General features: G+C 51.4%; 15 protein-coding genes. 4 read left to right on the forward strand and 11 right to left on the reverse strand.

Annotated elements, in window-relative coordinates; translation table 11 throughout:
• Positions 1 to 14: 14 nt before the first annotated feature.
• The gene (locus tag Undi14_RS14300; protein WP_200181053.1) at positions 15 to 1,199 is read right to left on the reverse strand and encodes a lipid-transfer protein; all 1,185 of its coding nucleotides are present in this window, start codon (positions 1,197 to 1,199) and stop codon (positions 15 to 17) included.
• 252 nt (positions 1,200 to 1,451) lie between these two features.
• Here Undi14_RS14300 and Undi14_RS14305 point away from each other — a divergent pair, with 252 nt between their 5' ends.
• A complete protein-coding gene (locus Undi14_RS14305) occupies positions 1,452 to 2,087 on the forward strand; it encodes a TetR/AcrR family transcriptional regulator (protein ID WP_200181055.1) in 636 nt (211 codons plus the stop codon).
• Positions 2,088 to 2,110: 23 nt separating this feature from the next.
• On the opposite strand, the gene Undi14_RS14310 is transcribed toward Undi14_RS14305, so the two are convergent.
• The 7 genes from Undi14_RS14310 to Undi14_RS14340 form a co-directional block, all read right to left on the reverse strand.
• On the reverse strand, positions 2,111 to 2,734 hold the full coding sequence (locus Undi14_RS14310; RefSeq protein WP_200181058.1) for a HupE/UreJ family protein: 624 nt from the start codon (positions 2,732 to 2,734) through the stop codon (positions 2,111 to 2,113).
• A 118-nt stretch (positions 2,735 to 2,852) separates the two neighbouring features.
• Positions 2,853 to 3,545 (reverse strand): urease accessory protein UreG, encoded by a 693-nt coding sequence (gene ureG / locus Undi14_RS14315; protein WP_223827059.1) that lies wholly within the window; start codon positions 3,543 to 3,545, stop codon positions 2,853 to 2,855.
• A 65-nt stretch (positions 3,546 to 3,610) separates the two neighbouring features.
• The gene (locus tag Undi14_RS14320; protein ID WP_200181061.1) at positions 3,611 to 4,291 is read right to left on the reverse strand and encodes an urease accessory protein UreF; all 681 of its coding nucleotides are present in this window, start codon (positions 4,289 to 4,291) and stop codon (positions 3,611 to 3,613) included.
• Positions 4,292 to 4,308: 17 nt separating this feature from the next.
• The gene (gene ureE / locus Undi14_RS14325) at positions 4,309 to 4,833 is read right to left on the reverse strand and encodes an urease accessory protein UreE (RefSeq protein WP_200181257.1); all 525 of its coding nucleotides are present in this window, start codon (positions 4,831 to 4,833) and stop codon (positions 4,309 to 4,311) included.
• A 4-nt stretch (positions 4,834 to 4,837) separates the two neighbouring features.
• On the reverse strand, positions 4,838 to 6,535 hold the full coding sequence (ureC, locus tag Undi14_RS14330) for an urease subunit alpha (protein WP_200181064.1): 1,698 nt from the start codon (positions 6,533 to 6,535) through the stop codon (positions 4,838 to 4,840).
• Positions 6,532 to 6,858, reverse strand: coding sequence for an urease subunit beta (locus tag Undi14_RS14335; RefSeq protein WP_190480777.1), 327 nt, complete (start codon positions 6,856 to 6,858; stop codon positions 6,532 to 6,534). Before Undi14_RS14335 ends, ureC begins: the two co-directional genes overlap by 4 nt.
• Before the next feature lie 8 nt (positions 6,859 to 6,866).
• Positions 6,867 to 7,169 (reverse strand): urease subunit gamma, encoded by a 303-nt coding sequence (locus tag Undi14_RS14340; protein ID WP_190480778.1) that lies wholly within the window; start codon positions 7,167 to 7,169, stop codon positions 6,867 to 6,869.
• Positions 7,170 to 7,659: 490 nt separating this feature from the next.
• Between Undi14_RS14340 and Undi14_RS14345 the strand changes: the two genes are divergently transcribed.
• The 3 genes from Undi14_RS14345 to Undi14_RS14355 all read left to right on the forward strand — a co-directional run bounded on the left by Undi14_RS14345 (position 7,660) and on the right by Undi14_RS14355 (position 9,304).
• Positions 7,660 to 8,226 carry a hypothetical protein gene (locus tag Undi14_RS14345; protein ID WP_200181066.1) on the forward strand — a complete coding sequence of 189 codons (567 nt, stop codon included), beginning with the start codon at positions 7,660 to 7,662 and terminating at the stop codon, positions 8,224 to 8,226.
• 10 nt (positions 8,227 to 8,236) lie between these two features.
• Positions 8,237 to 8,830 carry a hypothetical protein gene (locus Undi14_RS14350; RefSeq protein WP_200181067.1) on the forward strand — a complete coding sequence of 198 codons (594 nt, stop codon included), beginning with the start codon at positions 8,237 to 8,239 and terminating at the stop codon, positions 8,828 to 8,830.
• A gap of 180 nt (positions 8,831 to 9,010) precedes the next feature.
• Positions 9,011 to 9,304: a hypothetical protein gene (locus Undi14_RS14355; RefSeq protein ID WP_200181068.1), complete on the forward strand. Its 294-nt coding sequence runs from the start codon at positions 9,011 to 9,013 to the stop codon at positions 9,302 to 9,304.
• Between the two features lie 99 nt (positions 9,305 to 9,403).
• Here Undi14_RS14355 and Undi14_RS14360 read toward each other — a convergent pair whose 3' ends face one another.
• The 3 genes from Undi14_RS14360 to urtD all read right to left on the reverse strand — a co-directional run bounded on the left by Undi14_RS14360 (position 9,404) and on the right by urtD (position 12,071).
• Positions 9,404 to 10,315, reverse strand: a complete 912-nt coding sequence (locus Undi14_RS14360) for an urease accessory protein UreD (protein ID WP_200181069.1) — start codon at positions 10,313 to 10,315, stop codon at positions 9,404 to 9,406.
• Between the two features lie 31 nt (positions 10,316 to 10,346).
• Positions 10,347 to 11,045 (reverse strand): urea ABC transporter ATP-binding subunit UrtE, encoded by a 699-nt coding sequence (urtE, locus tag Undi14_RS14365; protein WP_200181070.1) that lies wholly within the window; start codon positions 11,043 to 11,045, stop codon positions 10,347 to 10,349.
• Between the two features lie 183 nt (positions 11,046 to 11,228).
• The gene (urtD, locus tag Undi14_RS14370) at positions 11,229 to 12,071 is read right to left on the reverse strand and encodes an urea ABC transporter ATP-binding protein UrtD (protein ID WP_223827071.1); all 843 of its coding nucleotides are present in this window, start codon (positions 12,069 to 12,071) and stop codon (positions 11,229 to 11,231) included.
• Positions 12,072 to 12,082 lie beyond the last annotated feature (11 nt).

A 12,082-nucleotide genomic window follows, 5' to 3' on the forward strand; every position in this document is an offset into this window, starting at 1 on the left:
TTCTCCTCGCGGTATCAGGATTGACGATACATCGTCACCACACACGCGCCGCCCAGCCCCAGATTATGCTGCAGCGCTGTCCGCGCATTGGCAACCTGTCTGGCACCAGCATTGCCACGCAATTGCTGAGTCAGCTCAAAGCATTGCGCGAGACCGGTGGCGCCCAGCGGATGCCCTTTCGACAGCAAGCCGCCGGAAGGATTGGTCACGACTTTACCGCCGTAGGTATTGTCGCCATCGTCAATGAATTTTTCCGCGCCGCCTTCGGGGCATAAACCCAGTGCTTCGTAAGTGATCAGTTCGTTATGCGCAAAGCAGTCGTGCAATTCGACGACATCCAGATCTTCCGGGCCGATGCCAGCCTGGGCATAGACTTTCGCTGCCGCACTCTGGCTCATGTCATAACCCACCACGCGCATCATGTCACCGGAATTAAAAGTGCTGGGCGTATCCGTCGTCATGGCTTGCGCGGCAATGTAGACCTGCGTATTCAAGCCACGCGCCTTGGCAAATTTTTCAGAAACCAGAACTGCTGCAGCAGCGCCACAGGTTGGCGGACATGCCATCAGTTTCGTCATCACACCGGGCCAGATCATGGTGGAATTCAGCACATCTTCCGGTGTCACTTCCTGACGGAACAAGGCCAGCGGATTATTCACTGCATGGCGGCTGGCTTTGGCGCGGATTTTTGCAAACGACGCCAGCGGTGTGCCGTATTTCTGCATGTGTGCCAGCCCGGCACCACCAAAATAACGCAGCGCCAGCGGAATCTGCGGCATGCCGACCAACTGATCGGTCACGGCATCAAACGCATCAAACGGACTCGGTCTGTCCTGAAATACTGAGCCCAGCGCACCCGGGCTCATCTGCTCAAACCCCAGCACCAGCACGCAATCAACGGCGCCGCTGGCAATCGCCTGACGCGCAAGAAACAAGGCGCTGGAACCAGTCGAACAATTATTATTCACGTTCACAATCGGTATGCCGGACATACCGATCTGATACAAAGCCTTTTGCCCTGCCGTTGAATCGCCATAGACATAACCTACATACGCCTGTTCGATATCATCGTAGCTGATGCCTGCATCAGCGAGTGCCAGACGGCCGGCTGTCATTCCCATCTGATCGTAACTCGCGCTGGTGCCTGGCTTGACGAAAGGGATCATCCCTACGCCGGATACGTATACCCGCTGATTCATGTGTGTCTCCTGATTATTTTTATGATTGATAGATGATGTAAAACTGCGCTTAAGCAAAGCTGCGCCATCTCCGGTAACAACTTTGCAGCTTTGCCGCATCGTCCGCAGAACAGCCGGACTGACGCGGATAATAAAATAGGTCAAACGACCAATTAAACAAAAATTATAGGTCAGTCGTACTATTTGTCAATCGTTATGGGATAATTTTGCCTCACACGTACTCACCCTATCGGTTATCTCCACACATTATTCATGCCTGACGCACTGCACACCTCGTTGAAAAGCAAACCTTCCGGAACCACAGAAAAAGGCATGGAGCGCGTCCACGCGATACTCAGCGTTGCACGGACGATTTTTGCGACCGAGGGTTACGCTGGTTTATCGATGCGCAAAGTCGCTTCGCAGGCAGGCATCAGCCTCAGCAACGTGCAGCACTATTATCAAAGCAAAGATTTGCTGATCGAGGCCGTGCTGCTGATGACCATGAATACGTTTCAGGAAAAACTCGATCACATCACCACAACGAAGGGCAAACTGTCGCGCATAGAGCAGCTCAACAGCGCCATCGATATGTTTCTGGAAGAATTGAATGATCCGCTGACGCACGGTTTGTTTTTTGAACTATGGGCACTGGCCGCGCGCAATGCATTTGCTTCGGCGCTGATGGATACGATGATTCTGCGCGAACGCAAGGCCATCTATAAATTGATACGCGGTATGCACCCGGATGTCAGTGATGACGAGTACATGTTACGCGCAGTTCTGATCGTTGCGCAGGTGGAAGGTCTGATGCTGTTCCGCTATCACAAGCACAGACAAAAAACAGAAATGCAGGCAGTGCATGCGGCGTTGAAGAAAAACATCATACAACTTGCCACCACCGCATGAAGCCTGCGTTCTTACAATAAAAATCAGGCCATCGCGGACACAAAGAACAGCCCGCTCAGCGCAATGCCGGCACCGGCGAAGCGGCTGATTTTTGCGTTGAGAAAACGGTTTGCAGTGATCGTCGCGAATAAGCCACTCAGATGCAGCAAGGCAGTCGCGACAACAAAACCGGTTCCGAATGCCAACGCCTTACCATCGGCAGGCATTTCAACCCCATGCGCATAACCATGTGCAACGGCGAATACCGCAATCAATGCCGTGCTGGCTGCCAGCGGCAATTTCACCGCGCCCGCGATCAGCAAACCGAGTATCAATACAGAGGCGGCGATGCCTGCTTCCACGCCCGGAATGATGATGCCACTCATGCCCAGCGCAGCACCTGCCGTCATCATCAGCGGAAATGCCAGTGGCAAAAGCCAGTATGTCGGGCGCTGATGTTGCGCTGCCCAGATGCCAACCGCTAGCATTGCCAGCAAATGATCTGCACCCATCAGCGGATGCAGGAAACCAGCCAGAAAGCCGCTGCCTCCGGCGACGGAATGCATCACGCTGACGTGGGCAAATGCGGGTGTAGCGGCCAACATCGTTGCGCTCAGCAAGCTCAACAAGCTCAGTAAAAGGCGGGATTGAACGGTGACTGATTTCATGATTTTTTCCTTCAGCTTGGATAAATACGAATAGATAATTTTTCAGAAAAACATCGCAGGACTTACACAACATTGCATCACGCCACTGGGGCGGTTTTGCGTCAGTCCTCGCACGGGCTTATGGCCTGACTTCGTCCAGCATGCCCTGCTCACGAATGAAACTCACCACCGTTTCCAGCCCGTCACCGGTGCGCAGATTCGTGAACACAAACGGGCGTGTGCCGCGCATACGCTTGGCATCCTGCGCCATGATGTCGAGGTTCGCGCCGACATGCGGTGCCAGATCGGTTTTATTGATGATCAGCAGATCAGAACGGGTGATGCCGGGGCCGCCTTTGCGCGGGATTTTTTCACCGCCAGCCACGTCGATCACATAAATCGTCAGATCGGATAATTCAGGGCTGAAGGTCGCCGCCAGATTGTCACCGCCGGACTCGACCAGAATCAGATCGAGATCAGGAAAATCGGCGCTCATGCGCGCAATCGCTTCCAGATTAATCGAGGCATCTTCGCGAATCGCGGTATGCGGGCAACCGCCGGTTTCCACACCCATCAGTCTTTCCGCTGGCAACGCATCGGCACGCAGCAGAATTTCCATGTCTTCTTTGGTGTAAATATCATTCGTGATGACTGCCATTTCATAGTCGTCGCGCATGCGTTTGCAAAGCATTTCGCAAAGTGCTGTTTTGCCGGAACCAACAGGGCCACCAATGCCGACACGCAAGGGATTCGGTTCGCTCTTGCCAGTCGCTGCGCTCGTATCGGCTGCGTTTAAATTTTCCGCATTTAAATTTTCTGTATTCATATTCATTCTGTTCCTGTTGTTCTCATGTTGAGGCGACAAACATCATCCTTAACTTCCATCTGTAAAACACGTCAGGAGCGATACAAACGGCTGTACTGCACCTCATGCTGCATAGACAAAAGCGACAAACCCGGCGACCAATTCGATAACTGATGGTCTTCCAGATGTTCTGCCAGTGTCGCTGCAGCTTCCAGATCTGCGCGCAACGACAGCAATAAACGCTGCCCTGCAACCTGCCCCAGCGGTATCGACTTCACACACACCAGCGCCTGATTTTCTGCCCAGGTAAATAACATGCCTAGCAAGGCCGCTGTCGCTGGCACCTCCAGCGCGACGGCGGCACAAGCAAGTGCGGTCGGTAATGGCAACTCGCTTTGCGCCTGCAAGATCGTCAGCAACGCAGGGTCGGCAATCTGCAAATCACCCACCAGCTTGCCCAGCGAGTATCCCATTTGTATGGTTTCTGCCCTGAATTCAGCAGTATCGCGGGCGGCGATAAATAACTCATTCCAGTAAGTGACTGCGGCCAGATCTTTTTGCTGAAACGCGTGTATCAGTCGCCATAAAATCGGGGCTTCAAAGCGGGCAACGACTTCGCGCAAATACGTGGTGATCCATGCCCGCGCTGTTGCTTTATTCTTTACCGTGCCATTCTCTATCGCTGCTTCCAGACCTTGCGAATAGCTGTAAGCACCTATCGGCAACGACGGGCTGGCAAGCTGTAACAGATGAAGTAAGGCGGCGGATTGCATGTGCTTATTGTTAAGGCTTATTGTTTATCCGAAGGACGATGTATCCGTTGCCGCAACGGGATAGGCGCCAGCGGATTATGCGGATGCATCTCATCGCCGCCATGATGATGGCCGCCGCCGTAAGCACCGGCTTCCGGCTCGAAACTCGCCAGCTCTTCAGTCACGACGGCATTCAGACCTTCCAGCATTTCTTTCAGTACCGGGTCTTTGCGGATACGCAAAAATCCATCGCCCAGTTGTGCCTGCGTGTGCCGGTTTCCCAAATGGAATGCACAACGCAGCAGCGCAAACGCATTCGCACATTCGACCTTATAAGTCGGTTCAGCCGCCGCCAGCACCTGAATAATGCGGCCATCATTTGCCAGCATCAGATCGCCATCGCGCATCACGGTGCCACGCACGGTGAATACTGCAACATCTTCGCCACTTTGCAGCGTCGCACGCAAACGCGATTTTTCACGCAATTCATACGGCAGAATGAGTTGGCCATCGATGTGAGCAGCATTCTCACTGCGTTCAATTTTGGTTTGGAGTGTCAGCATCATGTCAGAATAAAAAATAGCGCTGTGCCATCGGTAAAATTTTTGCTGGTTCGCACACCAGCAATTCACCATTCGCACGCACTTCATAGGTTTCAGGGTCCACTTCCATCTTCGGCGTGAGCCCATTCAGGATCATGTCTTGTTTGCGGATCGTGCGCGTGTTCTTTACCGGAATCAGGGTTTTGTTCAGTTTCAGTTGTTCCGCCAGATCAGCATCAAATGCCGCCTGCGAAACAAAAGTAAACGATTTTTTCAGGCCGCCACCAAACGCACCAAACATCATGCGGTAATGCACAGGCTGCGGCGTAGGAATCGATGCATTCGGGTCGCCCATCTGCGCCGCTGCGATCATGCCGCCTTTCAGTATCATCGACGGTTTCACGCCGAAGAACGCGGGTTTCCACAACACGATATCGGCAATTTTTCCAACCTCCAGCGAGCCCACCGCATGCGAAATGCCATGCGTGATCGCCGGATTAATCGTGTATTTGGCGATGTAACGTCGGGCGCGGAAATTATCGTTATGGCGACTGTCTTCCGGTAATGCACCACGCTGTTGTTTCATCTTGTCGGCGGTTTGCCAGGTGCGCATGATCACTTCACCAACGCGCCCCATCGCCTGCGAATCTGACGACATCATCGAGATCGCGCCGATATCATGCAGAATATCTTCGGCAGCAATCGTCTCACGGCGTATGCGCGATTCGGCAAACGCGATGTCTTCTGCAATCGCCGGATCAAGGTGATGGCAGACCATCAGCATATCCAGATGTTCATCCAGCGTATTGACGGTATAAGGCCGGGTCGGATTAGTTGAAGAAGGCAGCACATTACCCTCGCCCACTGCGGCGATGATGTCCGGCGCATGGCCGCCACCCGCGCCTTCGGTGTGGAAAGTATGTATCGTGCGGTCTTTGAATGCCGCCAACGTGTGCTCTAAAAAACCGCCTTCATTTAAGGTATCGCTGTGAATGGCGACCTGCACATCCATGTTGTCAGCCACACTCAGGCAATTATCAATGGCCTGCGGCGTTGTGCCCCAGTCTTCATGCAGCTTCAGGCCTATCGCACCGGCGCGGATCTGTTCTTCCAGCGGCAATGGCAGGCTGACATTGCCTTTACCTAAAAACCCCAGATTCATAGGAAACGCATCTGCCGCCATGATCATAGAATGCAGATGCCAGGGCCCCGGTGTGCAGGTCGTTGCCGCGGTACCGACCGCTGGCCCGGTGCCGCCACCAAGCATGGTCGTCACGCCGCTCATCAGCGCTTCTTCTATCTGTTGCGGACAAATGAAATGAATATGCGAATCAATGCCACCGGCGGTGACGATCATGCCCTCGCCCGCAATGATTTCGGTCGCACCGCCGATTGCCATATCCACGCCGGGCTGGATATCAGGGTTGCCCGCCTTGCCTATGCAAGCGATCAGGCCGTTTTTTAAACCGATATCCGCTTTGACTATGCCCCAGTGATCGAGAATCACCGCATTCGTGATCACGGTATCCATGACGTCTGCATGCGCACGCTGAGATTGCCCCATGCCATCACGTATCACTTTGCCGCCGCCGAATTTGACTTCTTCGCCATAGATCGCAAAGTCTTTTTCGATCTCAATAAATAAATCGGTATCGGCAAGACGAATACGGTCGCCCGTGGTCGGGCCAAACATTTCGGCATACGCCTGACGCGAAATTTTCATGCGTTGTTCTCCTTCGCATCCAGTGCGCCCATGACTTTGCCGCTGAAACCAAACACCCGCCGTTCACCCGCCAGCGCCACCAGCTCAACCGTGCGTTGCTGCCCCGGCTCAAAGCGCACCGCCGTACCCGCAGCGATATTCAGCCGCATGCCATACGCCGCCTGCCGCTCAAATTGCAGCGCCGGATTGGTTTCAAAAAAATGAAAATGCGAGCCCACCTGTATAGGCCGGTCACCGCTATTGGCCACCGTCAGCGACGTCGTCTGCCGCCCCACGTTCAACTCGATATCGCCGTCAGCGATCAGCATTTCTCCCGGAATCATGTGGCCTCCTATGGAATCGGATGATGAACGGTCACCAGCTTGGTGCCATCCGGAAAAGTCGCCTCGACCTGAATATCGGGAATCATTTCAGGAATCCCTTCCATCACATCGGCACGGCTTAATATTTGCGTGCCGTCGGACATCAGCTCTGCGACGCTTTTACCATCGCGTGCACCTTCCATAATCGCAGCAGTAATCAGTGCCACTGCTTCCGGATAATTCAATTTCAGGCCACGCGCCTTGCGTCTTTCCGCCAGCAGTGCCGCCGTAAAAATGAGTAATTTGTCTTTCTCTCTCGGGCTCAGATCCATCGTTCGTTTTCCTCATCTGCATACGCAATGTATTGTTGACAGAAACAGCAAGAATCAAACCAGCCAGAACGCACCAAGGTTTACAGGCAACGCACCGCCACGAAATGACGAGCGCATCAAATAAGTGCGGACTGATTGATTTTAGTGCGATTGGGGATGCAGGCAGGGATTTTGATTGTGATTGGCGCGGAATGGTGCTGTTGGCTATCACGGTGTTTAAGTAAACCACTTTACCAAGAATACCAACCTACCTAAGCAAAAAGCGTGTGGTGGGATGTACAAAACACTTTGCCGTAATAACCTTGGTTGCGCTTCTCGTGATTTTACTGATGAACTACACATACGCATTTCACCAAGTACCGAGCTAATAAGGAAAGGAGTTTCGCCAAAAATATTATTAGGATAACTTTAACAATGAATTAATTGATTGACATCACTCATAGAGTGACAATATTATCTTTTTCCTAAATTTAATAACAAGTATTTAAATATGAAATCAATCTTAAAATCAGCAGTTGTTTGTGGAGCTACAGTTTTCTTTGCAACAGGATGTGCCATGGTAGCCCCAAGCTACAACGCATCAATGGACAACGTGCAATCACTTAAAAATAATAGTCAGACTCAGGTAAAAGTAACGCCGTTTACATCTGAGAAGTCTCCCGATAATAATAATTCGATTTCTATTCGTGGCTCATCTCTGGCGTCACCGTATGATCAGTCTTACTCTTCGTATCTGACTGCTGCGTTAAAACAAGAACTTCAATTGGCAAACCGTCTGTCAAATAATGCTGCAATCGAAGTAACCGGCACTTTATTAAAAAATGATATTGATGCTGCTGGGTTCAGTACCGGATATACAACAGTTTCGGCACGCTTTATCGTAAAAACAGACGGTAAAGAAAGTTACAACCAAGTAAAAACTGTGAAACATGAATTCACTTCGTCGTTTATGGGGAACATTGCAATTCCTTCTGCCATCCAGTCTTACAACGTTGCGGTACAAAAATTACTTGCATCTCTGTTTTCTGACGACTCCTTCAACCAAGCAACAAAATAACTAAATAATTATGTTACGAATCGCAAAAATAGCTACAGCATTAGCAGTTCCTGTATTAATGGCAGCCTGCGCCCATCCAATAACACTGAAATCTAATCTCGACAAAATATCTACAGTACAGGCGAGTCAGAAAATTGATAAAAGCGTTGGATACTACATTGACCCAGCATCACTCAATACTGAAGTGACTACTGGTGGTGGTGGTGGCGACAAAGTAAAATATTCCCCTTATCAGGACATTGAGCCGGGCTTCTATAAAGTATTGTCGAACGTATTTAAAGATGTGAATCGTCTCAAATCTCCGCAAGAGAAAGAACTGATTACAAAATACGATATTTCTCTTATTTTTACACCACTCATTCTGACAAACTCTTCATCACCAAGCCCGTTTACCTGGCCACCAACCAAGTTTACAACCGAGCTGACCTGTAAAATTACAGATAAAAATGGTCAATTGGTCGTTGAGAAAAAAGTAGTGGGAGATGGTGCTGCTGAGTTCGAAGAATTTAAACTAGATCACTCACTAAGCGCTCGCCGCTCCACTGAGGATCTGCTTCAGAAGCTGCAAAAGGTACTACTGGAAACTCCAGAGCTCAGAAAATAAGCGCGTAATTACGCTGGTTTGCACTGATAAAACGGAGCAAACCAGCCAGAATGCGCCAAGGTCTATCACCAACGCACTGCCGCGAAATGGCAGACGCATCAAATAGGTGAAATATGATTGATTTTAGAGCGAACCGAAATAGTGCCGTTGGCTATGCATATGTCAGAGGACGCCATACTGTTGAAAAGTTCAGAGCTTTTGCTGAAAAACCTTGAATTATTCGGGCTTTCGGGAAATGGAGTGCCGAAAACTTCCAATCAATTTGAAAACTCGATCAGTGAGGTTGCAATGAAAATTAAAGCGGAAGAGCGTGGTATCGCGATTGGCGGAATCGGTTTCTTTTGCTGCTTATTAGGATTTGGAATTTCCTTAATAGGAGCCGACAATTTAGGAGTATGGATTATGTGGGCTTCTTGGGCTGTGATTGTTTGGGGAATGCTGTTGCATTTTCGGATTATGAGTAAGAGAAAATAATTCGTGGAAAAGCTACACAACACAACCGCTGCTTAACGGCAACAAACACTTGCATTAGTCGCAGTTAAAACAGGACAAAGCCGTTAAAAAATCAGCTACTCAGGTATTCCAGATGCGTGGTATGCGTGCGGTTTGTCTGGCGACGACGGGGCGCAGGTGTTGCCAGACCAATTGCATCCATGCGCGTGCGACCTCGCTGGAATTGCCGAGATAACGCGCCACCAGCACTGACTTCATTTGCGTGACGCCGCACAAAGCCTGGGGTTCGCGCGCATCCAGCAAGGCGCGGCTTTCTTCGCGTAATTGCAGAAGCTGTGCGCTGCTGAGCATGGCGCCTGCCGCCAGCACCATGCCGCTGACGGAGCGGCCAGCGAGCCCCAGCGGACTTTGCATGGACTCGCCATCACCTTCCAGACAACCTTGCTCAAACCAGATCAGTTTTCCATCACGATAGATGCGGCTGTGTTGCCAGATGCTGCCGCTGGTATAGGTTTCACCAGCAGCCGTGCGGCCAAAACACAGAATGTCCGAGGCAATGACGGCGGCATTGCCGCTGAGGTGGATGTCCTGATGCAAGGACACGCAGGCATCATCAAAAAATATGGTTTCTTGCGGCAGCCATTCCATGACCGCGCCGTCAGCGACATGCAGCACCACAGCTTGCTTAGATGTGTAACCGTTGCCGCGATACCACTTGGCGGCACCGGGTGTTGTGATCAGTGCGTGAGTACCCTCACCCAGCGTTGCGCTGATCTGCAACTGGTCGCCACCGACCACGCCACCGGGAGGATGAATAATGATCGCATGACAAATCTCTGCACCTTCGGGATACAAAGGCTTTTGCACTCGCAGCGGGCCGCTGTGCTGACGTTCAGTCAGGCGTGTGGTTGCCGCATCTTTACTAAACCCCAGTTGCAAACGTGCCTGCCAGTGGCTCTTCTCTGGTGCTGATGGTGCAGATACTGCAGCAGTTTCGGTGATAGGCGTCGTAACAGTGATAGGCAAACTCATGCAGACTCACAACAAAAAAACAAGAACCACACTATACCGCCAGATGACGTTTGATATCGTCGCCATCCATTAAATCCTGTGTGCCGGACGCCACGACTTCGCCACGTGACAAGACCACAAACTGATCAGCCAGTTCACGTGCGAAATCAAAATACTGCTCGCACAGCAGAATGCCCATATCGCCGCGTTCACGCAAAAGCCTGATCACGCGGCCGATGTCTTTGATAATCGATGGTTGTATGCCTTCGGTGGGTTCATCAAGAATAATCAGCTTGGGTTCCGCCAGCAAAGCACGGGCAATCGCGAGTTGCTGTTGCTGACCACCAGACAAATCGCCACCACGCCGATGCAGCATTTCCTTCAGCACGGGGAATAATTCATACACTTCGCCTTTGATCGTTTTGGCGCGTTTTGCTGGCAGCGTTGCCATGCCCATCAGGAGATTATCTTCCACCGTCAGACGGGCAAATATCTCGCGCCCTTGCGGCACATAGGCGACACCGGCTTTCGCCCGCTCATGCGGAGCCAGCTTATTGATATTGCGCCCTTCAAACACCACTTCACCTTGCGACGCAGGCAGAACACCCATCAGGCATTTGAGCAAGGTGGTTTTACCGACGCCGTTACGCCCCAGCAAGGTCAGGCATTCGCCTTTTTTCAGCGACAGGGAAATGCCGCGCAGCGTATGGCTGGAACCGTAATATTGATGCAGTTGGTTAACTTCTAGCATGATTTTCCTGAATAAGGACTGACGCAAATTCGCCCCAGCGGCGTTATGGCTCCTGGCCGTACTATTCGTACTGTCTTCGTCGCCATGCCTTGCCGGGACAAATTGCGTCAATCCTGTGAATGAAAACGACCACGGAAATAAACTGAATCCGGCAGTAGCAAGGATGAGCAAAGCTGATCAACATCAGCGCCCCAGATAGACTTCGATCACACGTTCATCGGCCTGCACCTGCTGCATCGTGCCCTCTGCCAGTACGGCACCTTCGTGCAATACCGTGACCTTGCCTTGCTGCGCAATCTCAGTCACAAATCCCATGTCGTGTTCCACTACCATGATCGAATGTTTGCCGCGCAATTCATTCAGCAATTCGGCGGTGCGTGCGGTCTCGGCATCGGACATGCCTGCCACCGGCTCATCCAGTAAAATCAGTTGCGGCTCCTGTATCAGCAACATGCCGATTTCCAGCCATTGTTTCTGCCCGTGCGACAGCAAACCTGCGAGCCGTTTTTCTTCACCCTGCAAACGTATCAGTTGCAATATCGCCGCAATCTTATCGCGCTGCTCGCTATTCAATCGTGCAAACAAAGTCGTCTTGACCCGCTTATCCATTTTCATGGCGAGTTCCAGATTCTCGAATACGGTATGCTGCTCAAACACCGTGGGGCGTTGAAATTTACGACCGATACCGGCATGCGCAATTTCGACTTCATTCATCTTGCTCAGATCCATGGTCTGACCAAAAAATGCGGTGCCCGATGCAGGCCGGGTTTTGCCCGTAATCACATCCATCATCGTCGTTTTACCGGCACCATTCGGGCCTATGATGCAGCGTAATTCACCGACAGAAATATCCAGCGTCAGATGATTGATCGCTTTAAAGCCATCAAAGGAAACAACAATATCTTCCAGATACAGAATCGCGCCATGCGTGGTATCGACACCTGCCTGCCGGACTCTGCCATAAGAAACACCCTGATCGCCGGTCGCCGATGCGTATTGCTGGCCGGGACGTAATACACCACTCATCACGCCGTTCA

Source organism: Undibacterium sp. 14-3-2, from assembly GCF_016595265.1.
In the GTDB taxonomy this organism is placed as follows: Bacteria; Pseudomonadota; Gammaproteobacteria; order Burkholderiales; family Burkholderiaceae_D; genus Undibacterium; species Undibacterium aquatile.

Bases quoted from the DNA above. Each gene is read 5' to 3' on its own strand.
- Undi14_RS14300 (WP_200181053.1), bottom strand. From the start codon at position 1,199: ATGAATCAGCGGGTATACGTATCCGGCGTAGGGATGATCCCTTTCGTC.
- Undi14_RS14305 (WP_200181055.1), top strand. From the start codon at position 1,452: ATGCCTGACGCACTGCACACCTCGTTGAAAAGCAAACCTTCCGGAACC.
- Undi14_RS14310 (WP_200181058.1), bottom strand. From the start codon at position 2,734: ATGAAATCAGTCACCGTTCAATCCCGCCTTTTACTGAGCTTGTTGAGC.
- ureG (WP_223827059.1), bottom strand. From the start codon at position 3,545: ATGAATATGAATACAGAAAATTTAAATGCGGAAAATTTAAACGCAGCC.
- Undi14_RS14320 (WP_200181061.1), bottom strand. From the start codon at position 4,291: ATGCAATCCGCCGCCTTACTTCATCTGTTACAGCTTGCCAGCCCGTCG.
- ureE (WP_200181257.1), bottom strand. From the start codon at position 4,833: ATGCTGACACTCCAAACCAAAATTGAACGCAGTGAGAATGCTGCTCAC.
- ureC (WP_200181064.1), bottom strand. From the start codon at position 6,535: ATGAAAATTTCGCGTCAGGCGTATGCCGAAATGTTTGGCCCGACCACG.
- Undi14_RS14335 (WP_190480777.1), bottom strand. From the start codon at position 6,858: ATGATTCCGGGAGAAATGCTGATCGCTGACGGCGATATCGAGTTGAAC.
- Undi14_RS14340 (WP_190480778.1), bottom strand. From the start codon at position 7,169: ATGGATCTGAGCCCGAGAGAGAAAGACAAATTACTCATTTTTACGGCG.
- Undi14_RS14345 (WP_200181066.1), top strand. From the start codon at position 7,660: ATGAAATCAATCTTAAAATCAGCAGTTGTTTGTGGAGCTACAGTTTTC.
- Undi14_RS14350 (WP_200181067.1), top strand. From the start codon at position 8,237: ATGTTACGAATCGCAAAAATAGCTACAGCATTAGCAGTTCCTGTATTA.
- Undi14_RS14360 (WP_200181069.1), bottom strand. From the start codon at position 10,315: ATGAGTTTGCCTATCACTGTTACGACGCCTATCACCGAAACTGCTGCA.
- urtE (WP_200181070.1), bottom strand. From the start codon at position 11,045: ATGCTAGAAGTTAACCAACTGCATCAATATTACGGTTCCAGCCATACG.
- urtD (WP_223827071.1), bottom strand. From the start codon at position 12,071: ATGAGTGGTGTATTACGTCCCGGCCAGCAATACGCATCGGCGACCGGC.